At 71.6% G+C, this 26,272-nt stretch carries 23 protein-coding genes; 18 read left to right on the forward strand and 5 right to left on the reverse strand.

The annotated features are described in order from the left end of the window. Positions 1 to 156 precede the first annotated feature (156 nt). The 7 genes from ABD987_RS35795 (at position 157) to ABD987_RS35825 (ending at position 4,508) form a co-directional block, all read left to right on the forward strand. Positions 157 to 294, forward strand: coding sequence for a hypothetical protein (locus tag ABD987_RS35795; protein WP_345404768.1), 138 nt, complete (start codon positions 157 to 159; stop codon positions 292 to 294). 245 nt (positions 295 to 539) lie between these two features. Next, a complete protein-coding gene (locus tag ABD987_RS35800; RefSeq protein ID WP_345404771.1) occupies positions 540 to 848 on the forward strand; it encodes a DUF6235 family protein in 309 nt (102 codons plus the stop codon). A gap of 323 nt (positions 849 to 1,171) precedes the next feature. Then, the gene (locus tag ABD987_RS35805) at positions 1,172 to 1,657 is read left to right on the forward strand and encodes a DUF6423 family protein (protein WP_345404773.1); all 486 of its coding nucleotides are present in this window, start codon (positions 1,172 to 1,174) and stop codon (positions 1,655 to 1,657) included. 3 nt (positions 1,658 to 1,660) lie between these two features. Next, entirely contained in the window at positions 1,661 to 3,004 is a 1,344-nt protein-coding gene (locus ABD987_RS35810) for an FAD-dependent oxidoreductase (protein WP_345404776.1), read from the forward strand. Beyond that, the gene (locus ABD987_RS35815; protein WP_345404779.1) at positions 2,997 to 3,476 is read left to right on the forward strand and encodes a DUF6187 family protein; all 480 of its coding nucleotides are present in this window, start codon (positions 2,997 to 2,999) and stop codon (positions 3,474 to 3,476) included. The genes ABD987_RS35810 and ABD987_RS35815 overlap by 8 nt, the downstream gene beginning before the upstream one ends. After that, positions 3,448 to 3,993 carry a carboxymuconolactone decarboxylase family protein gene (locus ABD987_RS35820; RefSeq protein ID WP_345404782.1) on the forward strand — a complete coding sequence of 182 codons (546 nt, stop codon included), beginning with the start codon at positions 3,448 to 3,450 and terminating at the stop codon, positions 3,991 to 3,993. Before ABD987_RS35815 ends, ABD987_RS35820 begins: the two co-directional genes overlap by 29 nt. Positions 3,994 to 4,118: 125 nt before the next feature. Further along, complete coding sequence (locus ABD987_RS35825; protein WP_345404785.1) at positions 4,119 to 4,508, forward strand: VOC family protein; 390 nt, start codon at positions 4,119 to 4,121, stop codon at positions 4,506 to 4,508. A 57-nt stretch (positions 4,509 to 4,565) separates the two neighbouring features. Here the strand turns inward: ABD987_RS35825 and ABD987_RS35830 are convergent, their stop codons facing one another. Further along, entirely contained in the window at positions 4,566 to 6,146 is a 1,581-nt protein-coding gene (locus ABD987_RS35830) for an FAD-dependent monooxygenase (RefSeq protein WP_345404788.1), read from the reverse strand. 92 nt (positions 6,147 to 6,238) lie between these two features. On the opposite strand from ABD987_RS35830, the gene ABD987_RS35835 reads away from it, so the two are divergent. Next, positions 6,239 to 7,009 carry a TetR/AcrR family transcriptional regulator gene (locus tag ABD987_RS35835; RefSeq protein ID WP_345404791.1) on the forward strand — a complete coding sequence of 257 codons (771 nt, stop codon included), beginning with the start codon at positions 6,239 to 6,241 and terminating at the stop codon, positions 7,007 to 7,009. Between the two features lie 7 nt (positions 7,010 to 7,016). On the opposite strand, the gene ABD987_RS35840 is transcribed toward ABD987_RS35835, so the two are convergent. Continuing rightward, a complete protein-coding gene (locus ABD987_RS35840) occupies positions 7,017 to 9,317 on the reverse strand; it encodes a family 43 glycosylhydrolase (protein WP_345404793.1) in 2,301 nt (766 codons plus the stop codon). A gap of 293 nt (positions 9,318 to 9,610) precedes the next feature. Between ABD987_RS35840 and ABD987_RS35845 the strand changes: the two genes are divergently transcribed. Continuing rightward, positions 9,611 to 9,787, forward strand: a complete 177-nt coding sequence (locus ABD987_RS35845) for a hypothetical protein (RefSeq protein ID WP_345404795.1) — start codon at positions 9,611 to 9,613, stop codon at positions 9,785 to 9,787. 528 nt (positions 9,788 to 10,315) lie between these two features. Continuing rightward, positions 10,316 to 12,478: a CHAT domain-containing protein gene (locus ABD987_RS35850; protein WP_345404797.1), complete on the forward strand. Its 2,163-nt coding sequence runs from the start codon at positions 10,316 to 10,318 to the stop codon at positions 12,476 to 12,478. A 14-nt stretch (positions 12,479 to 12,492) separates the two neighbouring features. Here ABD987_RS35850 and ABD987_RS35855 read toward each other — a convergent pair whose 3' ends face one another. After that, a complete protein-coding gene (locus tag ABD987_RS35855; RefSeq protein ID WP_345404800.1) occupies positions 12,493 to 13,320 on the reverse strand; it encodes a thioesterase II family protein in 828 nt (275 codons plus the stop codon). Positions 13,321 to 13,727: 407 nt separating this feature from the next. Between ABD987_RS35855 and ABD987_RS35860 the strand changes: the two genes are divergently transcribed. Continuing rightward, entirely contained in the window at positions 13,728 to 14,378 is a 651-nt protein-coding gene (locus ABD987_RS35860; protein ID WP_345404803.1) for a ribonuclease FAU-1 family protein, read from the forward strand. Between the two features lie 73 nt (positions 14,379 to 14,451). Here the strand turns inward: ABD987_RS35860 and ABD987_RS35865 are convergent, their stop codons facing one another. After that, positions 14,452 to 15,615, reverse strand: coding sequence for an epoxide hydrolase family protein (locus ABD987_RS35865; protein ID WP_345404806.1), 1,164 nt, complete (start codon positions 15,613 to 15,615; stop codon positions 14,452 to 14,454). Positions 15,616 to 15,851: 236 nt separating this feature from the next. Between ABD987_RS35865 and ABD987_RS35870 the strand changes: the two genes are divergently transcribed. Further along, on the forward strand, positions 15,852 to 17,033 hold the full coding sequence (locus tag ABD987_RS35870) for an acyl-CoA dehydrogenase family protein (protein ID WP_345404809.1): 1,182 nt from the start codon (positions 15,852 to 15,854) through the stop codon (positions 17,031 to 17,033). A 169-nt stretch (positions 17,034 to 17,202) separates the two neighbouring features. On the opposite strand, the gene ABD987_RS35875 is transcribed toward ABD987_RS35870, so the two are convergent. Beyond that, positions 17,203 to 19,098: a propionyl-CoA synthetase gene (locus ABD987_RS35875; RefSeq protein ID WP_345404812.1), complete on the reverse strand. Its 1,896-nt coding sequence runs from the start codon at positions 19,096 to 19,098 to the stop codon at positions 17,203 to 17,205. Positions 19,099 to 19,739: 641 nt separating this feature from the next. On the opposite strand from ABD987_RS35875, the gene ABD987_RS35880 reads away from it, so the two are divergent. From ABD987_RS35880 to ABD987_RS35905, 6 genes are all read left to right on the forward strand, one after another. Beyond that, positions 19,740 to 20,846 carry an acyl carrier protein gene (locus ABD987_RS35880; RefSeq protein ID WP_345404815.1) on the forward strand — a complete coding sequence of 369 codons (1,107 nt, stop codon included), beginning with the start codon at positions 19,740 to 19,742 and terminating at the stop codon, positions 20,844 to 20,846. Beyond that, complete coding sequence (locus tag ABD987_RS35885; RefSeq protein ID WP_345404818.1) at positions 20,843 to 22,351, forward strand: class I adenylate-forming enzyme family protein; 1,509 nt, start codon at positions 20,843 to 20,845, stop codon at positions 22,349 to 22,351. Before ABD987_RS35880 ends, ABD987_RS35885 begins: the two co-directional genes overlap by 4 nt. Then, positions 22,344 to 23,651 (forward strand): type III PLP-dependent enzyme domain-containing protein, encoded by a 1,308-nt coding sequence (locus ABD987_RS35890; RefSeq protein ID WP_345404821.1) that lies wholly within the window; start codon positions 22,344 to 22,346, stop codon positions 23,649 to 23,651. Before ABD987_RS35885 ends, ABD987_RS35890 begins: the two co-directional genes overlap by 8 nt. Before the next feature lie 3 nt (positions 23,652 to 23,654). After that, the gene (locus ABD987_RS35895; RefSeq protein WP_345404824.1) at positions 23,655 to 23,909 is read left to right on the forward strand and encodes a phosphopantetheine-binding protein; all 255 of its coding nucleotides are present in this window, start codon (positions 23,655 to 23,657) and stop codon (positions 23,907 to 23,909) included. Positions 23,910 to 23,985: 76 nt separating this feature from the next. After that, positions 23,986 to 25,167: an acyl-CoA dehydrogenase family protein gene (locus tag ABD987_RS35900; RefSeq protein WP_345404827.1), complete on the forward strand. Its 1,182-nt coding sequence runs from the start codon at positions 23,986 to 23,988 to the stop codon at positions 25,165 to 25,167. Then, positions 25,160 to 26,266, forward strand: coding sequence for an acyl-CoA dehydrogenase family protein (locus ABD987_RS35905; protein ID WP_345404829.1), 1,107 nt, complete (start codon positions 25,160 to 25,162; stop codon positions 26,264 to 26,266). Before ABD987_RS35900 ends, ABD987_RS35905 begins: the two co-directional genes overlap by 8 nt. Positions 26,267 to 26,272: the final 6 nt, after the last annotated feature.

Consider the following 26,272-nt stretch of genomic DNA (forward strand, 5'->3'; position numbering starts at 1 on the left):
TCCTCCAGGATCGCCGCCGCCCACCCCCCACCGGCCACTCACGGCTTGCGCAGCATGTCGCGGGCATGGCTGTCAAGTGAGGATTCCACTGTCCTTCAAGGAGAACTCCATCGGCGCGCGGGACAGTGGTCCGCAGCAGGAAGTGGAGGTCGCGTCATGACAGCTCACCTGACCCACCGTGAAGTCCCGTCGTACGACGAGGATCTGTGGGTGCTCGACGAACCCGTCCCGGCCGAGGAACCGGTGGTCGTGCGCGAGTACCTCGCCGAGCACATCGTCCTCGGCTACAACTGAGCACACCGGCGGGCGGGCACACGCGGTGTCCGCCCACTACCGCTCGGCAACTTCGAAGATGATTTTCCGGCCCGGCCACTGAGAGACTGGGATCCGACTGCCTGGCCGGCGGCGTCATCCGACCCGTCGGCCCGCGCCGGGGTGGACGGGGACGAGTTCCGGGTCGCGATGGTCCCACGGGACGCCGGCGCCCACCCCCCAGCCGGCACCTCGCCGGCGACTGCTGGAGCTGAGGAGGCCAGTGGATGGCTACGCGCCTCCAGTTCACTTCGGGATTCGACCTCCTCGAGGAATGGGCCCAGGCCGCCAGTCAGGCCGAACGCAACGTGGTCTATGAAGCGTTGTTTTCGGTCGCGGACGGTTCGGCCTTCATGATCTACGATATTTTCGGGGACAGCGAGAACCCGAAACATTTCATTATCGTGGTGAAAAGAAATCTCGTTCTCAAATTCAGTATGCGCCGCGCGGAGTCCGCATTCGATCTGCTTTACGTCGGCGCGCTCCAGGGCGGGATGATCGCGGCGGCCCGGGAAGAGGAGTACGACGAGACGTGACCCGGCCCGTTCTGCCCGCGGGTGCCGGTGGGTGGCCGGGAACCAGGCCGGACTCACCGGCGTACCGCCGAACGGAGTAACCCGCGGGCTCCGTTTCGCCGAACGCTCGTGGGAGTGTGTGGTTCTCCGGCCGACGGGATTCATCTTCGGCGCCGACGTCGTGCATAACTCATCTTGACACCCCTATGGGCGTATGAAATTCTTTCCTTGCTTGATGCGCAACTTTCTGCTCCGGGGGCAAGCGAGGAGGCACGAATACAATGTCGTCACCGGAATTTGCCGGATTGGATGTATCGACTCGGGTCCGCGCGCGTGATATTCAAATGGCCGGGGTCGCCGATGTCCGCCGACGGGTGCTGATGATCACGGGGGCGATCGACACCACCGACCACGACGTCTCGGTCAGCGTCAACCTCCCCGAACCCGGCCGGTGGCAGGTGATCAAATCGGAGACGAACCTGACCGACCAGACCTGGGTCGCGATGCAGGTCGTCACCGACGAGGATTCCACCTTCGTCAACGACCCCGACACGCTCGTGCTTTCCCGCCAGTTCTCGAAGTCCTTCATGACCCCGGACCAGCGGCGCCTGACCTTCTACGACGGCGAGGTCCGCCCCGGCGAATCGGTGCTCAAGGTCTACACGCTCGAAGCGGGTGGCTCGAAGCCCACCTACGCCTACTCGCGCTACAGCCCGATCGCCACCGACAGCGCCGAACAGTCGCAGCGGACGCTCGAAGAGATGGTCACCAACGGCATGCAGCAGCGTCCGGTGGTCGAGCTGATCGTCCCCGTGACCGTCATCGGTTGAGGCGTGCTCACCTTCGTCCCCGACCCCGTGCTGCTCGGTTCGCCGCGGGGCCGGGAATGGCCGGTGCTGCCGGGCGGAAGACCCGCGCCGGGCGGGAACCCGCCGCGCACCGCGGATGTCGTCGTGGTGGGCGCCGGACCGGCCGGCCTCGCGGTGGCTTCCGCGCTGTGGCACCACGGGATCCACGACGTCGTGCTGGTCGACCGTTCCGGGCGGCCGTGCCACCGGTTCTTCGGCCGCGTGGACCTGCTCGGGCAGCGGGTGCTGCGCTCGCCCTACGAGCACCACCCCGGCGTCGAGGGATACCGCGACTGTGAACTGCTCGATTTCGCGCGGCTCCACTGGGGACTGCTGACCCCGGTGGAACGGCGGGAAATCCGCATGGCGCAGGCGGGGCACCGCTCGGTCGTGCCCGTCGACGTCTTCGACGCCTACTGCGGGCACCTGGCTTCCAGTCACCACGTCGCCGAGAAGACCTGGCGGGGCGTGGTGCGGGAGATCCTGCCCGCCGCCGACGCGGTCACCGTGCGCACCGACCGGTTCGGCGTGACCGCGCGCTGCGTGGTGCTGTGTCTCGGCGAAGAGCGCAGGGACGCGCCGGAACACTGGTGGGGCGGCGGATTCCCGCCGCCGTCGGTGAGCTACTGGGACCAGAAACTGCCCGCCTACGGCGAACGTCTCGTCGTCGTCGGCGCCGGGCTCACCGCGGCGCACCTGATCGGCGGCGGGCTCGCCGCGGGCAAGCAGGTGCACTGGGTGATCCGCGAAACGGGAGAGCGCTATCAGTGCGCCGATGTCAACTCCACGTTCTTCCGCCCGGAGGGCAGGGCCCGGTTCGACGGCGTGGACTGGGACGACCGCCTCGATCTCCTGCGCCGCTACCGGCACGCGTCGATCATGTTCGAATTCCGTCCGGAGCTGGCACGCGCGGAAGCCGAAGGGCGCCTGGTCGTCCATCGTGGCGAGGCGATCACGAAGGTGGCGCCCGGCGCGGGCGGGACGGCCGTGCTGCGCATGGAGGGTGGCGGCCGGGTCACCGGCGACCACGTCGTGCTGGCGCTCGGCACCACGCCGTCGATCGGCACCGGGCTGCTGCCCGGCGAACTGGTCGGCGAGCGCGACGGCTGGCCGGAACTCGACGGGCGGACGATGGCCTACGCGCGTGCGCCCCGGGTGTTCGCGGTGGGCGCGGCGGCGGGCATGGTCCTCGGCCCGGCCGCGCGCAACATCGACGGGCACCGCGTCGCGACGGCCCGGGTCGCCGCCGCGGTCGCCGCGAGCGTGCGCCACGGGGCCGGCCGCGCGGAATTCGCGCCGGCACCGGGAAGGGCCGTCGCCCGTGTCTGAACCCACCTCGCACGACACCCGGTTTTCGCTGCCCTCGATCGACGACCCGGCCTCGACCGAGGTCGGCGTGATCCTGCTGGGCCTGGACGCCGACCGGCTGCTGGCCGGCGTCGGCCTCGCCCGTCTCGCCGACGACCCGGCACTGGTGACGCTCGCGGTGGACCAGGCCCGGCACGGCGCGCTGGACCGGCTCGGCACCGCCGCGCTTCTCGACGCGGGCCGGATCCGCTGGCGCGAGGTGCGCGCGCGGATCGAGGCCGGGCCGGGCCCGGCCGTGGCGGGCTCCCTGCGTCAGGAGTGGGCGGGCACCACCGAGCGGGTCACCGCCGCCGTCCCCGGTCTCGGCCCCGCCTCGGCCGCCTACCTGACCGCCTGCTGGCTGCGCCGCGACGATGTCGACCGCCTCGCCGCCCGGCCGTCCGAACCCGAGGGAGCGACTCCTGATGTCCTATCTGAAGTCTTTGCCGACTGACACGACCCTGCTGGACGTGTTCCGGGCCTACCCGGCGTCCGCGCGGCCGCTGCTGGACTTCCACGAGCTGATCATGCGCGCGCCCTCGGAGTTCAGCGCGGGGGAACGGGAACTCATCGCGGCCTACGTCTCCGGGGTGAACGGCTGCGACTACTGCCACGGCGTGCACACGGTGACCGCCGAGGCCTTCGGTGTCCCGGAAGGACTGCTGACGGCCGCGCTCACCGATCTCGACAGCGCGCCGGTCGACGAGCGGCTCAAGCCCGTGCTCGCCTACGTCGGCAAGCTGACCAGGACCCCCGCCAGGATCACCGACGCCGACGCCGAGGCGGTCTTCGCCGCCGGCTGGAACGAGCGGGCGCTGCACGACGCCGTGCTCGTGTGCGCGCTGTTCAACTTCATGAACCGCATGGTCGAAGGGCTCGGCATCGAGGCGGACGCGGCCTACGCGAAGACCTCCGGGGTCCGGCTGCGCGACGGCGGCTATTCCGGACTGGCCACTTTGCTCGGTGCCTGAGATCCGCGTCTCGTGCCGGACAACGGACTTGCGATGCCTGGGTGGCTTGTGATCTTATCTGCTCAGCGTCGCGTGCCGGTGGCGGACAGCGTCAGGCATGGAGGCGTCGGTTCGAAAGGTCATTCATGACCACCTTGTTCAATCACACCATCGTCGCCGCGCGCGACAAGCGGGAATCCGCCTCCTTTTTCGCCGAGATGTTCGGCCTGCCCGAAGCCGAGGAGGGCGGGCCCTTCCTGACCGTCCGGCTGGACGGCGGTGTGCTGTTCCAGTTCGCCGAGCCCGGCGTGGAATTCCCGCCGCAGCACTACGCGTTTCTCGTGACGGAGCCGGACTTCGACGAGATCTACGCGCGGCTCCAGGCCAAGGGCATCGAGCACTGGGCCGATCCCCGCAAGGAGCGGGTGGGCGAGTACAACACCAACCACGGCGGCCGTGGCGTGTACTTCGCCGACCCGTCCGGCCACTACCTGGAGGCCATCACCCAGCCCTACGGCGCGGGCGCGGTGAGCTGACCACGAGCTCCCGGGCCGCCCCCTCGGCGGCCCGGGACCTCTTGTCCGCCAAGGGTTTCAGCGTCCAAGTACCTGCGAGAGCGCTTTCCGGAGCGCCTCGGCCGGGTGTGCCGGGCACGCGGGGGAGTGCCAGGCCACCACGGCGTCCGGGCGGACCAGGACGGCGCCGGTGCCGGTGAGTTCCGCCGCGGTGAGCCAGCCGTCGTCACCGACCACCTCGAGGGCGACCCCGGCTTCGGCCGCGGCACGCCGCCACGCCTCGCCGTCCGGACCGGTCAGCAGCGTGAAACCGGGGCCCGCCAGATCCACAGTGGACACTCGCTCGCCGTCGCGGTCGAGCCAGGCGTGCGGGATCCGGGTGCCCGGCCGCGCACCGGGCGCGTACCGGTCCTCCGGGGAGGGCCCGCGGTCGTCGGCGACGAACGCGCCCTCGGGGTACTGGACGCCGAACATCGCGGCGGCGAGGTCGAACCGCTGGGCGTCCCCGCTGGTGAGCGCCTTGAGCATGGTGCCGAGGTGGCCGCTGACCTGGCTGGAGTACGCGGCGGTGGCGTAGCCGACGGGATGACGCTCGGCGTGGTAGCTCTCGAGCAGCGCGGCCGAAGCCGTCCCGTCGAGCACGGCGGCGAGCTTCCAGGCGAGGTTGGCGACGTCGGCGATCGCGGTGTTCGCCCCGGCCGCGGCCATCGGCGGCATCGCGTGTGCCGCGTCGCCGGTGAGGAAGACCCGTCCTTCGGCGAACCGCTCGGCCACGTACATCCCGGATTCCCACGGCATCTTCGAGAGAATCTCGATGTCCACATCGGACACGCCGACGAGTTCGCGCAGCAGGTCCGCCCACGCCTCGTCGTCGAGATCGCGGGCGTGCCGGTCGCCGACGGGGAAGTCCGAAGTGGAGAACAGCCACGTGTCCGTGCCGTTGACGGAGACGAACGCCCCGGACGCGGCGGGGTTCTCGATCCGGCACAGATTGAACTCCTTGCCACGCACCAGTTCGGTGAGATCGGCGCGGAAGCACACGTCGAGGTTGTCGGCGAGGTGCCCGGCCCCGGCACGGGGGATGCCGAGCGCCTCGCGGATCGGGCCGCGGGCGCCGTCCGCCGCGATCAGGTAGTCGGCGACCACCGGGTAGGGCTCGTCACTGCCGGGGCGCAGTTCGGCGAGCACGCCGTCGGCGTCCTGCTTGAACGTCACCAGTTCCGTGCCGAACCGCAGTCGCGCCCCGCGTGCCTCGGCGGCCTGGCGGAGCACGGGTTCGAGGATGTTCTGCGGGCACAGCACGCTCGGTGCCGGGCTGAGCCGGGCGAGTTCCGCGTGCTGGGCGCCGGCCGCGGTCAGGTGCGGTGTCATTTCCGGCCAGGTCGCCTCGGCCAGTGTCGGCCCGGTCAGCATCCCGGTGAACTTCGCGAGCGGGGCGCCAGCCTCGGCGACCGCGTCGCTCAGCCCGAGCGCGCGGAAGACCTCGGTGCTGCGCGGGTTGAACCGCCGCGCCTTCGGCTGCGGTGAGGTGCTCGCGTGCTTCTCGACCAGCATCACGCCGACGCCGTGGTGCCGCAGCAGCAGCGCCGCGGTCAACCCGGCCACGCCGCCGCCGGCGATCAGGACGGGTACGTGTTTCTCGTTCGTGCCCTTCGTCATGGACAACCCCCCAGTCAATTCGTGTACGTCGTACATTCTATGTACGTTGTACACGACCTGTACCCTGTACGCAAAGTGCGGGAGGTACATGCGTGGGTGCGCGGGGCTCGAAGGAGCGGGACGCGGCAAAGGGTTCGCCGAAGACGCCGCCGCCGATCTGGCTGCTGCCGGAGCCGCCGGAGCGGAAGTGGGGGCTCGGCCGCGGCGAGATCGTGCGCGCGGCGGTGGAGATCGCGGACGCGGGCGGCGCCGAGGCGCTGACCATGCGGGCCGTGGCGGCGAAGCTCGGGTCGAGCACGCCGATGTCGCTCTACCGGTACGTGCACAGCAAGGAGGGCCTGGTGGACCTCATGCTGGACGCGGCGGGCGCGGAGGTGGCCACGCCCGCGCATCCCGGTGCGGACTGGCGCGGTGACCTGGAGCGGCTCGCGACGGAGTACTGGGCGATGGCGAAGCGGCATCCGTGGTTCGCGGAGCTGGTGCACAGCCGCCCGCCCGCGGGGCCGCACGCCTGCCGGATCAAGGAGTTCGTGCTCGCCACGTTCGACCGGCACGGGCAGGACCTGGCCGCGGGGCTGGGCTACCTGCGGCTGGTCGAGGGCTACGTGCTCGGGGCCGCCCTTCAGCGCGCCGAAGAGGTGAAAATGTGGCGCCACAACGACTTCGGGTCCGCCGAACAGGTGCGGGAGCATGCCCGTGGCTGGTGGGGAGAGGGAACCGAAGACGGCCCGTACCCGCTGCTCGGCCGGTTCATGCGGACCTTTCTGCGTGACGAGGACCCGGAGCTGCTCGGTCCCGACGAGGACGCGCAGTTCCGGCTCGGCCTGGACTGCCTGCTCGACGGCATCGCCGCCCGGCTCTGAACCTCGTTCAGTCCCGGTAGACGTGGAAGTACCGGAAGACCGCGGTGGCGGGCGGGGTGTCGCCGCCGTGCGCGACCAGCCCGATCCGCGGCGTGGTGTCCGAGGGGAAGGTCCAGCTCCCGCCCCATTCCCAGTGCCGCCCGTCCCGGCTCGCGCCCGCGCGGAACCGGTGCTCGCCGGAGCGCCGGTCGACGTGGTGCGCGAGCCGTAGCCAGGTGGTCGTGGCCGGTGCGGTGAGTGCCATCCCGCCGAAGGTGGTCCGGCCCGCGTAGGGAAGTTCGCGGCCGAATTCGAGCTGGCGGGTGTTCCAGATCGCGACGTGGCTGAGCCGCGCGAAGTCGTCGTCGCCGACGTAGGCGATCAGGCCCGCCTGCTCGAAGTTTCGCACGGTGCCGACGCCGAGATCGAGGCCGAGTTCGGTCTCCACCACGTAGTCGCCGCACGGCGCCTCGCGCAGCAGGACGCTCGCGTCGTTGCCCGAGCCGACCAGGTCCGCCGCCTGGGTCGGCCAGCGCAGCCCGCCGGGGCCCACGGTCACCGCCGCGTCGGGCCGCACCCAGGTCCACAGTGGACTCATTCGACCCTGGAAGTCGTCCGAAAAGGACGGATCGAGCACGCCCGTTTCGGGAACCGGGGCGAGGTCCCGTGCCGGAACGGCCGCCGGTGCCGCCGAGACGTTGTCCACCTCGGCCCCGCCGGAGGCGAGCACCGCCAGCCCGCGCTCGCCGGGCCACCACGGCAGCGCGCGCTCCTGCCGGGCCACCGGATCGCCGAGCCGGGCGTCGGTGACGGTGGCCGTCAGCCGCGACCCGGTGCTCTCGACGGTGAGCGTGTGCCAGGTGCCGTACCGGAAACCGGCGGGCAGCGGGGTGCGCCGCACCTGGTGTCCACCGTGGACGGTGACGTCGGTGACCAGCGCCGCGGTGGTTTCGTCCAGCGTGACGGAAACCCGCGCGTCCGATGATCGGGAGTTCACCGCGATCCCGGCCGAGGCGTTCGCGGCGAGCCGGACGTCGAGATCCACGTGTGCCCCCGCCGGGACCCGCCTGGTCGCGCGCAACTCGTCCGGTCCGGCGCCGGTGTGCCGCAGCAGGCCGCCGGAGTCCGGATCGGCCGCGGGTATGACGCTCCAGCCGGGCGCCGGGGTCCGCCAGTCCGGGCCGAGTTCGCCGCGTTCGAACCGGTCGTCCAGGACGCCGGTGGTGACCGGAGCGGGCTGTTCGCCGGTCGAGGCCCCGGCCCCGCCGCGGACCACCGGCCAGCCGTCGATCCAGTCGAGCCGGTCGAGCAGCATCGGCCGCCGGTTGATCCCGTACGGTTCGTCCAGGTAGGGCTCGTCGCGGGGAATGGCGTGGTAGAGCAGCCAGTCCTGGCCCGCCGCGTCGGTGACGACGGCGTTGTGGCCGGTGCCGGCCCAGCGGTTCCCGTTCGGCTGTACCACCGGCGTCCCGCCGACCCGGGAGTCGAGCAGCGAACGGCCCGCGCGGTCGAGGAACGGGCCGGTCGGGCTCGCCGAGCGGCCGGCGAAGACGCTGTAACCGGTGGCCGGTCCCGCACAGCAGTTCGCGGCCGAGGCGAACAGGAAGTACCAGCCCTCGTGCCGGACGACGTAGCTCGCCTCGTAGCGGTCGGCGGCCGCGATCCGGACCGGATCGCCGGTGACCCGCAGCCCGTCGGCGGACAACGGGACGACATGCAGGCCGCCGACGTAGGAGCCGAAGTACAGCCAGCGCCGTCCCCCGGCGTCGGTGAGCATGGCCGGGTCGTACGTCCATTCGAAGCCGCCCCCGGCCGTCGGCCGCGGCGCGACGAGTGGCCCGCCGCTGTCGGTCCACGGCCCGGCCGGGGTGGGCGCCGTCGCGACGCCGATCGCGGCGTCCTGCCCGGGGTGCGCCGTGGTGTCGGTGACCGTGAAGTACAACAGGTAGCGGCCGTCGGCGTAGCGGATGTCCGGTGCCCACAGCCCGGCCCCCGGTGCCGCCCACCCCGGCCGGTTGGCCGGGGTGAACACGTCGGTGACGTACTCCCAGCGCACCAGGTCGGCCGAGCGGAGGACCGGGATGCCGTGCCGGACCCGCTCACCCGGACGCAGCGGGTCGGACGTGCCGTAGGCGTACCAGAGCCCGTCCTTGCCGCGGAGCACGGCCGGGTCGGCGAATGTGTCGGCCACCGGGACGGAAACCGGGTTGTGATAGGTCCGCGGCCCCGCGACGGAAACGTTCGCGAGGGAATGCGCGGCGGCGACCGAGGGGAAGGCGAGCAGGAACGCGAGGGCGAGGGCGACGGCCCCGCGCGGCAGCCCGGCCATGGCACCTCCCGCTACCAGGGCAGATTCCCATGGGTGACCGGCCGGTCACGACCGCCGGGCGCCGTATTCGCCTGCGGCGAAAGGCGTAACGGTCGCTGCTCTCGTTGCACGGTGAGAAATCCGCCACGGATTGTGGGAAAACAGTTCTGATCACTGCGCCGTTATGTCACTATTACTCCGTTCGCGCGTAGAGGGACGCGCGAATGGCAACTGGGAGTCACCAGGGGAGTAGGCATTCGGTGGGCCGGGTTGCCCGTATGTAGCAGTGCAGATCAGCAGGGGAGGCTATCGCAATGTCCACACCCACGGATGTCGTCGACATGCCGTTCGACGAGCACACCGACCCGCTCGACCCGTCGGTCCCGCCGACCGAACCCGCGCCGGAGGACGGCGACAAGAAGGCCCACAAGCACACCGCCGATTGCGGTGGCGGCTGCGCCGACGGCGTGCCCGTCGGAGAACTGAACTGATCCGCCCGTCTGTCTGCCGGTTCACCCGGCAGACAGACGGTGGGCCACTACTACCTGTGTTGTCATAGGTTTGTGTGTGTGACAGAGCTGGACCAGGGTGCGGTCATCGAGAATGTTCGGATACTGCACCGTGCCGGTATCGACGCCGGATGCGCGGGTCGTCCGCGTGAGGGCGTTCAGCTGATGAAGCGGGGCCTGGGACTGCTCGAGTCCCTGCAGCCGGTGCGGCCGGAGCACCGGGACGACTGGTTGGCGGTACGCACCCGGCTGTCCTGCACCTTGGCCGTGCACTCGTCGGAGATCAGCGGCGATGTGGCGGACGGGTTGTCCCGTTTGGAAGATGTCCGCCGCGCGATCCCTTCTGTCGGGAGTCATCTTCTTCGCACCGAGCTTCTCGGATCCCTGGATCACAATTTCGGCCTGTTGCTGATGACGGTCGGGCGGAACGAGGAGGCCGTCGCCCAACTGGCGTCCGCGATAGAGCGAAAGCGGGAGAGGCTGGCCTCGTCGAGTGACCACACCGCCTTGATGGGTTCATTCGTCAACACGCTCGCCACCAGCGCCATGGCACTCACTCGCTGGGGCGAGGTGAGCCGTGCCCGGGCGGATCTGGCCGAGGCCATCGAGCTCGCCGACAAGCACGAACTGGGCGTGCGGGCCGCCGATGTGCGGCGGACGCTCGGTGGGCTGGAGCTGCGGATCGGCGATGTCCCCGCCGCGCTTCGCCACTACAGCGAAAGCGAGCGCGGCTACCAGCAACTCGACGTGGAGATTCCGGCGCGGCTGCGCATCGAGCAGGCGCAGGCGCTGCTGGCCGCGGGACTCGCCGACGAGGCGGGGCGGCACCTCGACGAGGTACTGCCGATCATGCGCGAACAGCGCAGCGTCAGCCGGGACCTGTCCGACGTCGAGCGGTACCGCGCCGCCGCCGCGCTGATGAACGACGATCTGGAACTGGCCAAGACCCTGGCCGCGTCCGCACGCCGGCGCATGGTGCGGTGGGGATGTCAGACCTGCGTCGCCAACGCGACCCTCATCGGGCTCCACGCCGAATTGCGGGAAGCGCTCGCCTCTTCGGAGTTCCCGGCCGGGCTGCCGGGCCGGATGCTGCGGGCCGCCGACGCGATGCCGATGCCGCGGCTGGCCGAGCAGGCCGCCGTCGCGCGGATGCTCGCCGCGCGCCTGGAGATCGCCCGCCGCAGGCTGGCGAAGGCGGACGAGCTGATGGGCCGGATCCCGCGGCCGGGCAAGCTCACCTCGATCGACTACCGCCTGCTGCGCAGGCTGTGCCGCGCCGAACTCGCCGTCGCGCGCGGGGAACGCGGCAGGGCGCTCACCGAAATCCGGGCAGGGCTGGCCGAACTGGACCGCGTCCGTGACCGGATGGGCGGCGGTCTCGAACTGGTCTCCGGGGTCGCCGTGCACGGCAGGGAGCTGGCCGAGCTGGCGATCCGGCTGGTGCTGGCCGAGGGGAACGCCCGCAAGCTGTTCGACTGGCTGGAACGCACGCGCGCGCAGACCTACCGCTACGAACGGATCGCCCGGGGTGACGATCCCGAGCTGGCGGAACGGATCGCCGAGGTCCGCGGCCTCGAACAGGCCATCCACCAGGCACAGCACGACGGGCACCCGGTCGCGTCGCTGCGGGCCCGGCACGCCGAGCGGCTGCGGGAGGCGCACCGGCTCGGCTGGCACAGCAGCCGCTGGGGCGCCCCGCGTCCGGTCGTGACCGCGGGCGAAGTCGCCACGCGGCTCGGGGACCGGGTGCTGGTGAGTTTCGCGACGTCCGGAGACGAGCTCGTCGCCGTCGTGCTCGCCGGCGGGAAGTGCGAGCTGGTGCGGCTCGGCTCGGCGGCGACGGCGGCGGAGAACGCCCGCATGCTCCACACCGACCTCGACGTCCTTGCCCCGGACAACCTGCCCGCCGCGCTCGCCGACACGGTCCGGGCGTCCGCCCGCAAACGGGCCGAGCTGCTCGACACGCAGTTGCTGCGGCCGCTGGCCGGGATGCTGGGCGGCGGCGAGGTCGTCGTGGTGCCGACCGGCGCGTTGTACGCCGTTTCGTGGGGCGTGCTGCCGAGCCTGCGGGGCCGTCCGGTCGCCGTCGTGCCCTCGGCCACCGCCTGGCTCGCCGCGGCCGGGGTGGCCGTGTCGGGCGCGGCCGACGTGGTCCTCGTGTGCGGCCCCAACGTGCCCGGCGCGCTCGGCGAGGTCGGGAAGCTCGCGGTCCGGTTTCGCACCGCGCGTGTCCTGGACGGCGAGCGGGCGACGGTGCGGTCGGTGCTCGCCGAGCTCGACGGCGCCCGGCTCGCGCACATCGCCGCCCACGGCTCGCACGAACCCGAGAACGCGTTGTTCTCCCGGCTCGAAATGACCGACGGCTCGTTGTACGCACACGAAATGGCGAGCCTGGACCAGCCACCGCGGCAGGTCGTGTTCGCCGCGTGCGACCTCGCGCTGAACCGGATCCGCCCCGGCGACGAACCGCTCGGCTTCGCGAGCGTCCTGCTGGCCAGGGGATCCCGCACCGTCCTCGCCCCGGTGTGCCGGGTCGGCGACGAGGCGGCGGCGTCCACTATGGACGACTACCATCGTGCCCTCGCGGCTGGCGCGAGCCCGGCCACCGCGCTCGCCGAGGCGATCGCCGCCGACCCGTTCCGCCGCCCGTTCGTCTGCCTCGGTGCCGGCTGACACCCGGCCGGGGCTCAGGCCGCCCGGTCCGCGGGGGCGGTCGTCCGGACGACGCCGGCCAGCGCGTTCAGCACCGTCGCCTTGTGCTGCCGGAAATAGAAGTGATCGCCGGGGAAGCAGCGAAGGGTGATTTCGCCGGTCACGTGTCGTTGCCACGCGCGCAGCGCCTCGGCGCCGATCGTGTCGTCGCTGCCGCCGAACACGGTCAGCGGCACGGGCAACGGGTCCTCGGCGCGCCACGCGTAGGTTTCCAGGATCTGGTAGTCGGCCCGGAGATATCGGGCGATCCTGGCCTTCCGCCCGGGATCGGCCAGGATCTCACCGGACAGGCCACCGTGCCGCCTGGCCACCTCGGCGATCAGCTCGTCGTCCGGCAGGTGGTGGATGGGCGGCTCGTGACGCGGCGTCGAGGGCGCCGGGAAGCCGGAGACGATCAGATGATCGGGCAGCACGCGCCCGGCACGGCGTAGTTCCCTGGTGACCTCATAGGCCACCAGCGCGCCGAAGCTGTGCCCGAACATCGAATACGGCGTGCCGGTCGACAGGACGCCGACCACCGCGGCGACCAGTTCGTCCATGCGCGTCAGCACGGGTTCGGCGAGGCGGGAACCACGACCGGGCAGCTGGACGGCGTTGATCTCGACGTGGGGCAGGAGACGGGACCAGCGGGCGAACTCCGCGGCGGCCCCGCCGCCGTGGGGGAAACAGAACAGCCGTGGCCCGCCGGGCCGGGCCGGGCCCCGGATGAGCCAGCGGCCGGTCGTGCGCGCGTGCCCCGCCCCGGTCAGCGGAACCGCGTTCTGGCCGTGGCCGTCGGAAGGGTTGTTCGCTGTCTGCGCCACCGGGTCGAATTCCTTCCGTGTGCGGCATACCGTGCCGATCGCTACCAGTCCGACCACGGCCACGGCGGAAACGGTTCTGGACAAGCAAACCGGCTGCGGCCGACGCGGGACGTCTCCCGGCGTGCGCTTCGTGCTGGAGCTGGGCCCGGTTGTGCCGAGGGACGCCTTCGGTGCGTTCACCGCAGCGAGGGACGCCCTTGGCGCATCCAACGCACCCAGGGCGTCCCTCGGTGGGGCGCGAGCCACGGTGACCACTGAGCGCAGTCGGCGAGACGCGGGCCCCGGACCGTCCGTGCCACCGTCGAGTCAGGCGCCGCACTACATCGGGAGTGATCCTCATGAGCAGCCCCCCACGGTGGAACCTGGTACCCGGAGGCCGAGATCCTGCACTACCCCCGGAGCAGGGGTTGACCGCGGGCGCGGTCACCATCCGCCGGTACTTCCGCGGATCCCATCTGATCATGGCCCAGGCCACCAGGGTGGTGCAGCGGTCGCCGCGCGGGCTGCTGCTGTGGGTCCCGGTCGGCTCGGGCTTCGCGTCCCTCCTCAGCCCCGACGGGTCCCGCATGCGGGAGGAGCCGATCGACCGCGTCGCGGAGGCACCGCTCGTCACGACCCTGTGGAGCAACCGCGACGCGCTCATGCTCGTCCGGCCGGGCCGGGCCCACTCCGTGTGGTGGTTCTTCGACCATGGTCACTTCGAGGGCTGGTACGTCAACCTCGAACGGCCGTCGGTGTTCTGGGACGACGGGACCACCTCCGGCCTCGACACGGTCGACCACGCCCTCGACCTGTTCGTCGCTCCCGACGGCACGAGCCAGTGGAAGGACGAGGAGGAGTTCCGCTGGGCGACCGGCCGTCCCGGCTATTGGTCGGCCGACGAGGCGCGCGCGGTCCGCGCGGAGGGCCGCCGCCTGCGGCGCGCCGCCGCCGAGCGCCGGTTCCCCTTCGACGGGACCTGGTGCGACGCCCGCGTGGATTCGCCCCCACCGCCCGCGCTGGAGGGCGACAGCTGGTACCGGCGGCCTCCGGCGTGGGCGCTGCCCACCGCCGCGTGAGAGGAGCGGGGCCGCTCCGCACGTGACGAGACGATCCCGCGGACACGTCCGCGGGATCGTCCGTTTTCTTCGCCTACCGGCCGTCCAGCGAAGCCACGAAGGTCCGGAGGTCGCCGGCGTAGAGCTCCGGCTGTTCCATCGCGGCGAAGTGCCCGCCCCGCTCGAATTCCGACCAGTGCGTGATGGTGGGGAAGTCACGTTCGGCGAACTTCCGGATCGGCAGGCTCGCGTCCTGGCCGAAGACCGCGACGCCGATCGGGACGGTGACCGGCTCCGGTGCCACGCCGGGAGTGAAGATCTTGCCCAGGTGCGCGGCGGACTCGTAGTAGAACTGCGCGGACGAGGTCGCGGTCCCGGTCAGCCAGTAGAGGGTGGCGTTGGTCAGCAGCCGGTCCCGGCCCACCTCGTCCTCCGGTGTCTTGACCGCCTTGTTCCAGTCGTGGAACTTCTCGACGATCCAGGCGAGCTGTCCCACCGGGGAGTCCGTGAGGCCGTACCCGACGGTGAGCGGACGGGTCGTCTGCACCTTCATGTAGCCGGAAAGCTCGGCCTCGAACCGGCTCAGCTCGGCCAGGCGGGCGAAGTCCGCCTCGTCCAGCTGCCCCATCTCGGCCGGATCGCCGGAGGGCACGGTCAGCAGCATCGACAGGTACGCGCCCCGCACCTGCTCGGGCGCGAGGCGGCTGAGTTCGAGGGAGATGATCGATCCCCAGTCCCCGCCCGCGGTGACGTACGAGTCGTAGCCGAGGCGCCGCATCAGCTCCGCCCACGCCGCGGCGACCCGCTCGACGCCCCAGCCGGGTTCGGCGACCGGACCGGAGAAACCGTGCCCGGGGATGGAGGGAATGACCAGGTGGAACGCCTGCGCGGGGTCGAGGTCGTGCGCGCGGGGGTCGGTGAGCGGGCCGATGACGTCGAGGAACTCGACGATCGAACCCGGCCAGCCGTGGGTGAGCAGCAGCGGCGTCGCGCCCGGCTCCGCCGAGGTGACGTGCAGGAAATGGACGTCGGTGCCGTCGATCTCCGTGATGAACTGCGGGTGCCGGTTCAGTTCCCGTTCCGCCGCTCGCCAGTCGTAGGTGGACTGCCAGTACGTGGCGAGCTCGCGGAGGTAATCGGCCGGGACGCCACGTTCCCAGCCCGGGACCGACACCGCGGTCGGCCAGCGGGCCGAGGCGATGCGCGCGCGGAGGTCCGCGAGCTCGGAGTCGGGTATGTCGATCCGGTAGGGACGCATCGGGGTCACCTTTCCTCGGCCGGGGGTGGACAGGGGGTCGTGCGTGCCCGAACGGAGCCGCCGGGACCCGGGTACATCGTGGTCATGGCCGGGGCACGCCCGCGTCTTCACGGTTGCTCGGCTTCCGGCGTCGCGAGCCGTGGCGCAAGGAAGGAGACGATCGGGCGCCGGTGCCGGCCGCATTATCGAGGCGAACGCGCGCGAGTCACGCAGCGACGAAATACTTGGAGGGCGTCATGTCCGGAAACGCCATAGTGTCGGCGGACGAGCTCCGAAAGCGAGCCGAAGATCTAGCGCCGCTGATCCGATCGAAGGCGCTTTCGGCGGAGCAAAACCGCACCCTGGACGACGAAGTGGTCGAGGCGCTCGCCGAGGCCGGCCTGTTCGACCTGCGCCGGCCGCAGCGCTACGGCGGCCACGAATCGAGCGCGCTCGACATGGGCGAGATCCTGGCGACCATCTCGGCCGCCGACGCGTCGACGGGGTGGAGCACCTCGGTGTGGACGATCGGTGCCTGGCTCGCCGCCACGTTCCCCGACCACGTGCAGGACGAGGTCTTCGCCACGCCCGCCGTGCGGATCTGTGTGGCGCTGAGCCCGACGGCGGTCGCGACCGACACCGGGGACGGGCTGATCGTCAACGGGCAGTGGCACTTCGTCAGCGGCGCGCGGCACAGCCACTGGCAGGTCATCATGACGATGGCCCCCGCCCTGGACGGCAGCCAGTGGCCGGTGGCCGCGCTGGTGCCGATGTCGGACCTGATCGTCGACGACGACTGGGACACCTCGGGCTTCGCCGCCACCGGAAGTGTCAACACCGCCGCCAAGGATCTGTACGTCCCGCGCGAGCGCACGCTGCCGATGCCGTTGGTGCTCCAGGAACAGTTCGCGTCCGAGCTCAACGCCTCCTCGCCGGTGTTCCGCACCCCGATGATCCCGACCGGCGCGGCCGGGTTCATCGGCGTGGCGATCGGGATGGGCCGCGCGGCACTGGCGGAGTTCCACCGGAACCTGCCCGGCCGGGCGGTGGCGTTCACCGACTACGGCGTCCAGAGCGAGGCCCCGGTCACGCATTTCGAAGTCGCCGAGGCGGCGTTGAAGCTGGAGGAGGCCGAATACTACGCCTGGCGGATGGCCACCCTCCTCGACGAGAAGGGCGCCGCGGGCGAGGCGTGGACGGTCCAGGAGCGGATGCACAACCGCGGCAGGCTCGGCCGACTCGTGCAGCTCGTCGAGGAGGCCGTCGACAAGCTGGCGACCGCGAGCGGGGGCTCCTCGATCAAGTCGACCATGCCGATGCAGCGGATCCGGCGCGACATCCAGGCGTTCAGCCTGCACGGTCTCATGCACCCGAGCACGAACTTCGAACTGTACGGCCGTGCTCTGTGCGGGCTCGGGCCGAACACCGGGTACCTCTGAGCCGCGCGTCGGAACGTCACTGAGCAAGCACCTCCGGGAACGGAAGCTCTCTGTTCCCGGAGGTGCTTCGCGTGGCGGCAACGTCCTGTCGCGAACGCCGTGAAGGCCCCCTTACCAGCGCTCTACGCCGGTAAGGGGGCCTTCACGGCCAATCAATCCACAAAGGACACTAAGCGGCGTACCGATCGGCGATCCAGGTCGCCCGCAGCACCGGCTTCACCGCTTCGAGAACGCTCGCGTCCTCGATCGTCGACGGCAGCGGCTCGTCGCGGCCGTCCGCTATGCCCCGCATGGTCTTCCGCAGGATCTTGCCGGACCGGGTCTTGGGCAGGGCGTCCACTATGGACACCTCGCGGAACGCGGCGACCGGGCCGATGTCGCGCCGGACCATGGCGACCAGCTCCGCCCGCAGTTCCTCCTCGTCGATCTCGGCGCCGGACTTCAGCACCACCAGACCGCGGGGCAGCTGTCCCTTGAGCTGGTCCCTGACCCCGATCACCGCGCATTCCGCGACCGCGGGATGGGAGGCGAGCACGGCCTCCATCGAACCCGTCGAAAGCCGGTGCCCGGCGACATTGATGACGTCGTCGGTGCGGCCCATGACGAACAGGTACCCGTCTTCGTCGAAATAGCCCGAGTCGCCGGTCAGGTAGTAGCCGTCGTAGCGGGAAAGATAGGCCTCCCGGTACCGCTCGTCGTCCTGCCACAGCGTCGGCAGTGTTCCCGGCGGCAGGGGGAGTTTGACGGCGATCGCCCCTTCCTGTCCCGCCGGGAGCCGCTCGCCGGTCTGGCCGAGGACGTGCACGATCCAGCCCGGCACCGGTTTCGTCGTCGACCCGGGTTTGACCGGCATCGGCTCGAGCCCGAGCGGGTTCGCCGCGATGGGCCAGCCGGTTTCGGTCTGCCACCAGTGATCGATCACCGGGGTGCCGAGTTTCTCGTGCGCCCAGTGGTAGGTCTCCGGATCGAGCCGCTCGCCCGCCATGAACACCGTGGCGAACCGGGACAGGTCGTACTTCGCGAGTTCCCGCGCGTCCGGATCGACCCGCTTGATCGCCCGCAGCGCCGTCGGCGCGACGAACAACGCCTTCACCCCGTGCTCGGCGATGACCCGCCAGAACGCGCCCGCGTCGGGTGTCCCGACCGGTTTCCCTTCGTACATCACGGTGGCCGCGCCGATCAGCAGCGGCGCGTACACCATGTAGGAGTGCCCGACGATCCAGCCGACGTCGGAGGCCGCCCACCACACGTCGCCCGGCTGGATGTTGTAGATCGCCTTCATCGACCACAGCAGCGCCACCGCGTGCCCGCCGGCGTCGCGGACGACGCCCTTCGGCCTTCCGGTCGAGCCGGAGGTGTAGAGGATGTACAGCGGATCCGTCGCCGCCACGGGGACCGGGTCCGCCGGCGAGGACTCCGCGACCAGCCCGGCCCAGTCGAGGTCGCGTTCGCCCAGTTCCGCGCGGGCCTGCTCGCGTTGCAGGACGACGACATGGTCCGGTTGGTGGGCCGTGTTCGCCAGCGCCTCGTCGATGATCGGCTTGTATTCCACGATCCGCGTGGGTTCGATCCCGCACGACGCGGCCACGATGACCTTCGGCTGGGCGTCCTCGATCCGCGCCGCCAGTTCCTTCGGCGCGAATCCGCCGAACACCACCGAATGCACCGCGCCGATCCGGGCGCAGGCGAGCATCGCGATCGCGGCCTCGGGCACCACCGGGAGGTAGACGATCACCCGATCGCCCTTGCCGACCCCGAGCGAAACGAGCGCGCCCGCGAACAGGGCGACTTCGTCCAGCAGTTCCGCGTAACTGAACCGGCGCACGGTGTTCGTGACCGGTGAATCCCAGATCAACGCCGTGCGGTCACCGTTCCCGTCCCGCACGTGCCGGTCGAGCGCGTTGTACGCGGTGTTCAGCTCCCCGTCGGGGAACCACCGGTAAAGCGGGGCGTGCGCCGGGTCCAGCGCGCGTGACGGCGGCCGGGTCCACTCGACAGCTTTGGCCGCCTCGAGCCAGAAACCTTCCGGATCGTCGAGACTGCGCTGGTACGACTCGGTGTACATCGATGATCCTTCGCGCTCGGGGTACACACCCATCGGCTCTCCGTGGTAAGCGTCCCGTCGGGACCGATCGGTGTCTGTCATTCCGGCCTTTGTCGGCAAGGGGCCTTTACAGCAAGCTTCGCTCCGCCGCCGCGATCGTGGCTTCTCCTGCGCTGCCGGACGGGGCGCCTCCGCCGCGCGTCGGTCATTCTTCGGATCGCACCGGAACGGATGTGTACGGCATTTCCGGAACGACGTTTTCATGCTGCTGTCCCGCTCGATCGCCGGTCCTCTCCGAACCTGTTCTCATGCCGTTCGGCAGTGCGGAAGAACAGTCGTACCAACACGTTTTCGGCCGTGGCGGCGCTGTCGAATCCGAAGCCACTCCAGGAGTAGACCCCTGCTGACGGACGGCAGAAGAATCAAGCACAGTCGTGCAGGCTCGACTGTGCGGTCCGGAGTCCGGGGGGCCACTGAATGACCGCGATATCCACCGCTTCGGGCGTTCGGGGGTTCCTCGGCGAGTGCTTCCCCGGCGCCGGCGGCCAGGGTCCGGCCGCCGCCCGCGACCTGAAGCGCCGAGACTTGGGAGTGGACATGACGCTCGTGAAGGAAAGCCCATCGCCGTCCTCCCGCACCGGGGCGCCGGGAAGGCGGGCCCGATGACCTCGACGGAAATCGCGGTCCACGCGGAGCTGCTGGACTGCCTTCAGGCCAATCTCGCGGTCCTCGCCGACCGCCACCACGGCCCGGGCACCCACCTGGCGCTGGGAGCCCCGCTGCGTTTCCGGCCCACCGCCGGCCCGGACGGGCTGCCGACCGTCGAGCCGAGCCTGGCCGACCGTCTCACCGACGCGGAACGGTTCCTGGGCCTCCAGGTCACGGCGCAGTGGCAGCAGGTCACCCCGTCGCGGCTCGCGGACCTGAGCTACTACCAGCACGGCGAGCTCTACGTGATGGCCGACGCGTACGACCTGCCCTGGACGCCGTATCGCGGGCAGCAGCACATGGAACACAGCTTCCTGGTGAGCAGCGGCCCGGCGGGCGCCGTGATCACCGACGCCTACCGGAACCAGACGCCGTGGGGCAACGCCGTGCCCGGCCGCTGGGAGCTGGACTGGGCCGACCTCCCCACCGCCGACGACGTGGTGGTGCTGACCCCCACCGCGACCGTGCCCGCGGCCGCCCCGGTCGTCGACGTGGCCGACCCCGCCCCCTACCTGGACGCCTACGCCCGGCACGCCGACCGGCTGACGGCGCTGCGCAGGCTCACGCTGGAGACCTGGCTGCTGACCCGGTCCCGCAAACTGCACGCCGGGTTCCTGGCCCGCTCGGGCGCACCGGTCACCGGCGAGGCCGAGCGGCATCTGCGTGCATGGGACCTGCTGGCCGAGCAGACCTACCTGGCGATGCGCCGGGCGGAGCGGGGCCGCCGGGAGCCGACCGGACTGCTGGACCGGCTGGGACAGGCACTGACCGCGGACCGGGAGGTGTTCGGCGGCACTTCGCCGGGCCAGGTGCGCGACACCGTGGCCGGGGTCGTGGCCGCGGTGCTGGGCACGAACACCGAGCGGGTGCTCGCCGAGCCCGAACTCACCCTGCTGCCGGGCTTCGACTCCATGCGGCTGGTCGAGGTCGTGGCGCGCCTCGAACAGCGGCTCGACGTGGAGTTCGACCCGGACGACCTGCTGCCGGAGAACCTTCACCACCTCGACAGCCTGTGCCGGCTGGCCGCCGGATCGGCCGGCGCCACGGGAGGAACCACGTGAACCCTCAGCCCACCCTGCTGGCGCACCTGCTGGACGCCGCCGCCGCCCGCTGGCCCGACCGGCCAGCGGTGACCAGCGGCGGGACCACCCTCACCCACGCCGAACTGGCGGCCGCGAGCCACCGGCTCGCCCGCTGGCTCGCGGACCGGGGCCTGCGGCGCGGCGACCGGCTGGTCGTGGTGGCCGGCGCCACCCCGCTGACTCCCGCGCTGCTGTACGCGGCGGCGCGCGTGGGAGTGGCGTTCACCCTCCTGCACGAGCAGGTCCGCGGACGGCCGCTTACCCACGTGCTCGACGACTGCGAGCCCGCGCTCGTCGTCGGGAGCGACCGGTCGGTGGTCGACACCGCGCGGGCCAGGGGGATCGACGCGACGGAAACCACCGCGCTGACCGACATCGGGTTCACCGGCGAACCGCGGCACTGGACCCCGCCCGCCGGTCACGAACCGCTCGCGGTGGACCCGGTGTGCCTGATCTACACCTCGGGCACCACCTCGCTGCCCAAGGCCGTCGTCAGCACGCACCAGCAAGCCGTCTTCGCGGTGCGGGCCATCCAATCGCAACTGTCCTATCGGGACGACGACGTGGTGTACTCGCCGCTCCCGCTGTCCTTCGACTACGGGCTCTACCAACTGTTTCTCGGCGCGGTCGCCGGGGCGCACGTCTGGCTGGGGCAGCCGGCCGAGGTCGGGCCGACCCTGGCGCGCAACCTCGTGCGCGCCGGGGCGACCGTCCTGGCGGCGGTGCCCGCGGTGGCGGAGGCGCTGGCCCGGCTGCTGGCCAGGGGCGGGCGGGCCCCGGCCCTGCGGCTGCTCACCAACACCGGCGCCGCCATGCCCGCCGAGGCGCTCGCCGCCCTGCGGTCGGCGATCCCCGGCCTGCGGGTGCAGCTGATGTTCGGGCTCACCGAGTGCAAACGGGCCACTATCATGCCCCCGGACGAGGACCTGGTCCGTCCGGGATCCTCCGGTCGCGCCCTGCCGGGAACCGAGGTGTTCGTCGTGGACGGCTCGGGCCGGCGCCTGCCGCCGGGCGAGGTCGGCGAGATCGTCGTGCGCGGGCCGAACGTGATGGCGGGCTACTGGCGGCGGCCCGAGCTGACCGCACAACGGTTCCCCCGGGCCGAGGGGTTGTTCCCGCAGCTGCGCACCGGGGACTACGGCTGGGTGGACGAGGACGGCTATCTCTACTTCTCGGGCCGCCGGGACGACATCTACAAGGAGCGCGGCTTCCGGGTCAGCGCGACCGAGGTGGAGGCCGCCGCGCGCCGGGTGCCCGGCTGCGCGTCGGCGGCGGTGCTGCCGCCGGGCGAGGGGGAACCGGCCGCGCTGGTGGCGACCGGCACGCTGACCGCCGAGCAGCTGCTGGCCGACATGCGGGAGCAGATCGAAGAGTTCAAGATCCCTCGCCGATGCGTGATCATCGACGCTCTTCCCTTGTCCCGCAACGGAAAGGTCGACCGCAAGGGGCTGGCAGGCCTGATCAGGGAGGCACGGCATGTCTGAGGCGTTGCTGGACCAGCGGATCACCACCTCCCCCTCGGTCCGGGAAGCGCTTCGCCGGGTGGGCACCCCTGCCTACGTCTACGACCTGGCCGAAGTGCGGCGCAACACGCGCAGACTGCGGGCGGCGCTGCCCGGGGGATGCGGCCTCTACTACTCGCTCAAGGCGAACCCGCACCCGGCGCTGCTGCGTGCACTGCGGAGTGGCGGTGCGGCACCCGAGGTGTGTTCGCCGGGTGAGCTGGACGCGACGCTCGATGCGGGCTGGCCCGCCACCGACGCCCTCTACACCGGGCCCGGGAAACGGGACGCCGATCTGGCGGCCGCCCTGCGGGCGGGTGTCCGGACGTTCTCGGTGGACTCGCCGGCGGCGCTGGACCAGCTGGACAGGGCGGCCGCGGCGCTCGGCGTCGAGGCGCGCTGTCTCCTGCGGGTCAACGACGACCAGCCGACACCCGGCCAGCGGCTGGCGATGACCGGGGTGCCCTCCCAGTTCGGCGCGGACACCGGCTGGGTGCTGGCCGAGCCCGCGCGTTTCGCGGGCAGGCCGAACGCGTCGGTGGTGGGACTGCACCTCTACATGGGCACGAACCTGCTCGGCACCGACGACCTCGTCGCCCAGTTCGGCCACTCCCTGCGTACCGCCACGCGCCTGCGGGCGGCACTGGAGGCGGCGGGGGCCCGGATCGAGGTGCTCGACCTCGGCGGCGGCTTCGGCGCCCCGTTCGCGCGCGCCGGAACCGCGGTCGAATTCGACGGCCTGCGCGAACGGCTGGAGGAACTGTTCGACGACGACGTGCCCGGTTGGCGGGCGGGAAACCCGGCGATCGCGTTCGAGTCGGGCCGCTATCTGGTCGGCACGGCGGGCACGCTCGTCACGGCCGTGCTCGACACGAAACGTTCGCACGGCAGGGAGATCGTCGTCCTGGAGTCCGGCATCAACCACCTCGGCGGCATGTCCGGCCTGCGCAGGCTGCCGCCTCTGGTACCCCACCTGGTCACCGTCGACGGCACGCCCGATCCCGCCGACACGATCGAGACGACCGTCGTCGGTCCGTTGTGCACCCCCCTGGACACCTGGGCCCGCGGCGTCCCGCTGCCCAGGCTCGCGCCGGGCGACCTGCTGGCGGTCCCCAACACCGGGGCCTACGGGCTGCACGCGAGCCTGCTGGCCTTCCTCGGCCATCCGGCCCCGGCGGAGATCGTCGTCGACGGCGACCTGCCCGGCGCGCCCGTCGTCCACGCCTCGCGCGTCCAGCTCACGCGTGCCCCGATTCGCCTTGGCGCCACCGGAAAGGAATGATCCATGGACCCGCGATTCACCGAGCTGCTCACCCAGTTCCTGAGGTTCCTGGACGGGCGGGAGATCACCCCCGAGTCGAACCTGTGGGAACTCGGGCTGGACTCCATGCAGTCCATCGAGCTGCTGTTCTCCATCGAGGACACCTTCGACGTCTCCCTGCCCGACGAAGATCTCACCGACGCCACCTTCTCCACCGCCGGCAACCTGTGGAGCGCGGTGGAGGCCGCGATCGCCTTACCCGGTGAGCGCGCGGCATGAGCGAAGCCGGCGAGCGAATCATGGACGTCAAGCGCCACAAGGGATTCGACACCGTCTCGCGGAGCGAGGCGATCACATGAGTGCGGCGCCGGCCGGGCCACCGCCCGCCGACGACGTCACGGCCCGCGCCGGGCGCGTGGCCGAGGTGGCCGCCGAGCACGCCGCGCGCCACGACCAGGAGGCGTCGTTCCCGGTGGAGGCGCTGGCCGAGATGCGGGCGACCGGACTGCTGGGGCTGTTGGTCCCCGGTGCGTACGGCGGCCTCGGCGGCGGCGTCACCGACCTGCTGGACGCCGCCATCCGGATCGGGCGCGCCGACATGTCGGTGGCGATGATCTTCGCGATGCACTGCCAGCAGGTTGCCGCGGTGGTGGGACACGCGGGCCCCCGGCTGCGCGAGGAACTGCTGCCCGAGATCGCGGCGGGCCGGCAGTACCTGGCGTCGGTGACCACGGAGGCGGGCAAGGGCGGCCACCTGCGCAGCGCACAGGCCGAGCTCGACGTCTCCGACGGTGACCTGGTCGTCGACCGGTTCGCGCCCATCGTGACCGGCGGGACGCACGCGGACGGTTTCCTCGTCACCATGCGCAGTCCCGGTGCCACCTCGCCCAACCAGGTCTCGCTCGTGTACGCGCGCCGGGACCAGCTCCAGCTGACCGCGACGGGCGACTGGCAGCCGATGGGGATGCGTGCCAGCCACAGCGCGCCGCTGCGGCTGGACGGGCGGATGCCCGGCCACCAGATCATCGGGGAACACGGCGGGTTCGCGCGGATCGCGTCCGAGGTCTTCGCGCCGCTGGCCCATCTCGGCTGGTCGGCGAGCTGGCTCGGCACCGCCTGCGGCGCGCTGTCACGGGTGCTGACCCTGTTGCGCGCCAAGGACAGCCGCCGGCGGTTCAACCGCGAGTCCGAGCTGTTGCTGAGCAGGCTCGGTTCGGCACGGCAGCGCGTGGACGCCGTGCACGCCCTGCTGCGGCAGACCGCGAAGATGGTGGTGGAGGCGGACGATCTGTCGCGACCACGCAACCAGCTCCTGCTGAACACCCTGAAGATCACCGCCGCCGAGCAGTGCCACGCGGTGGTGGAGGACCTGATCGACGCGGTCGGCCTGCAACACGGCTACCTGAAGGGCTCACCCACCGGCCTGGAGCGGGCACTGCGCGACCTGAGGTCCGCGGCGCTGAACTACAGCAACGACCGGCTGCGGCTCGCGGACGGCAGGCTGGCCCTGCTCGACCCGGAGGTGCGTCTTGCCTGAGCGAACCGTCATGCTGCCCGGACTCCTGCCCGCCGGCCCGGACGAAGCGCTGACCGGCGGCGGGCGGGAGATCTGGGCCGAGCTGGGCGCGGCGGGCGCGCTGCGCTCGGCGTACCGGGGCGGCGATCCCGCCCTCGGCGTGGATCCCGCCGGCCTCGGCCGCCTACTGTCCGAAGTGGACTCCCAGGCGGCGGTGGGGGCCACGCTGTCGCTGTGCGTCCAGCTGGCCACCGCGGTGCCGCTGCTGGCCACCGGCTCCGGCCCGGCCGGTGCGGCGCTGGCCGGCGCGCTCGCCGGGACCTCGGTGACCGCGCTGGCCGCCACCGACACCACCGCCGGGTCCGACCTGACCGCGCTCGGCACCGAGGTGAGCATCGGCGACCACGAGCTGGTGCTCCGCGGCGGCAAGCGCTGGATCACCAACGCCACCCAGGCCGACCAGATCCTGGTGCTGGCCCGCCACCGCCCGGGACGGCACTTCACCAACTTCACCTGGGTGCTGGTGCCCGCCTCGGCAGCCGGGGTGACCGCGCGTCCCGCGGACACCGAGCTGTTCGCCGGTGCCGGCGTCGGTCACCTGACCTTCGAGGACGTGCGGCTGCCCCGCGAGCACCTGGTCGGCAGGCCGGGCCGGGGACTGGCCGCCTTCGCCCGCCAGATCGCGGTGGAACGGCTCGCCGGTGCCCTGTGGGCGGTCGCGCTGTGCCGGCGCGCGCTGGCCGCCACGAAGGCCGGGCTCGAAGACCCCGCCCGGTCGGACGAGCCGCTGTGGCGGCACGACAGCGTGCGTCAGCGGTTCGCCGCGTGCGTGGTGGCGGTGCGGCAGTTGCACGCGCTGTGCCGGGAACTCGGCGACCGGGTGGCGAGCAGGCACGACGCCGCGGCCGCCGCGTTGCTGAAGGCCAGTGCGGGCATGACCGCCGAGCGCGTGCTGGCGGACTGCGCCCAGCTGCAGGGAGCCGACGGGTTCGCGGCGGGCGGCGCGCAGTGGCTTCGCGCCCAGGCCGCGGTCTTCGGGATCGGCGGCGGGGTCACCGAGGTCGTGCTGTCCGCGGTCGCGGACTCCGCCGACGCGCTGCTGGCGGAGACGGGCGGATGACGGCAC

This window comes from Amycolatopsis samaneae (genome assembly GCF_039541975.1).
Taxonomy (GTDB): domain Bacteria; phylum Actinomycetota; class Actinomycetes; order Mycobacteriales; family Pseudonocardiaceae; genus Amycolatopsis; species Amycolatopsis samaneae.

What these genes read in the sequence shown, in the direction of transcription:
- ABD987_RS35825 (WP_345404785.1), top strand. Translation starts at nt 4,119, where the DNA reads ATGACCACCTTGTTCAATCACACCATCGTCGCCGCGCGCGACAAGCGG.
- ABD987_RS35820 (WP_345404782.1), top strand. Translation starts at nt 3,448, where the DNA reads ATGTCCTATCTGAAGTCTTTGCCGACTGACACGACCCTGCTGGACGTG.
- ABD987_RS35865 (WP_345404806.1), bottom strand. Translation starts at nt 15,615, where the DNA reads ATGCGTCCCTACCGGATCGACATACCCGACTCCGAGCTCGCGGACCTC.
- ABD987_RS35845 (WP_345404795.1), top strand. Translation starts at nt 9,611, where the DNA reads ATGTCCACACCCACGGATGTCGTCGACATGCCGTTCGACGAGCACACC.
- ABD987_RS35880 (WP_345404815.1), top strand. Translation starts at nt 19,740, where the DNA reads ATGACCTCGACGGAAATCGCGGTCCACGCGGAGCTGCTGGACTGCCTT.
- ABD987_RS35870 (WP_345404809.1), top strand. Translation starts at nt 15,852, where the DNA reads ATGTCCGGAAACGCCATAGTGTCGGCGGACGAGCTCCGAAAGCGAGCC.
- ABD987_RS35900 (WP_345404827.1), top strand. Translation starts at nt 23,986, where the DNA reads ATGAGTGCGGCGCCGGCCGGGCCACCGCCCGCCGACGACGTCACGGCC.
- ABD987_RS35800 (WP_345404771.1), top strand. Translation starts at nt 540, where the DNA reads ATGGCTACGCGCCTCCAGTTCACTTCGGGATTCGACCTCCTCGAGGAA.
- ABD987_RS35795 (WP_345404768.1), top strand. Translation starts at nt 157, where the DNA reads ATGACAGCTCACCTGACCCACCGTGAAGTCCCGTCGTACGACGAGGAT.
- ABD987_RS35890 (WP_345404821.1), top strand. Translation starts at nt 22,344, where the DNA reads ATGTCTGAGGCGTTGCTGGACCAGCGGATCACCACCTCCCCCTCGGTC.
- ABD987_RS35895 (WP_345404824.1), top strand. Translation starts at nt 23,655, where the DNA reads ATGGACCCGCGATTCACCGAGCTGCTCACCCAGTTCCTGAGGTTCCTG.
- ABD987_RS35875 (WP_345404812.1), bottom strand. Translation starts at nt 19,098, where the DNA reads ATGTACACCGAGTCGTACCAGCGCAGTCTCGACGATCCGGAAGGTTTC.
- ABD987_RS35830 (WP_345404788.1), bottom strand. Translation starts at nt 6,146, where the DNA reads ATGACGAAGGGCACGAACGAGAAACACGTACCCGTCCTGATCGCCGGC.
- ABD987_RS35840 (WP_345404793.1), bottom strand. Translation starts at nt 9,317, where the DNA reads ATGGCCGGGCTGCCGCGCGGGGCCGTCGCCCTCGCCCTCGCGTTCCTG.
- ABD987_RS35805 (WP_345404773.1), top strand. Translation starts at nt 1,172, where the DNA reads ATGGCCGGGGTCGCCGATGTCCGCCGACGGGTGCTGATGATCACGGGG.
- ABD987_RS35850 (WP_345404797.1), top strand. Translation starts at nt 10,316, where the DNA reads ATGGGTTCATTCGTCAACACGCTCGCCACCAGCGCCATGGCACTCACT.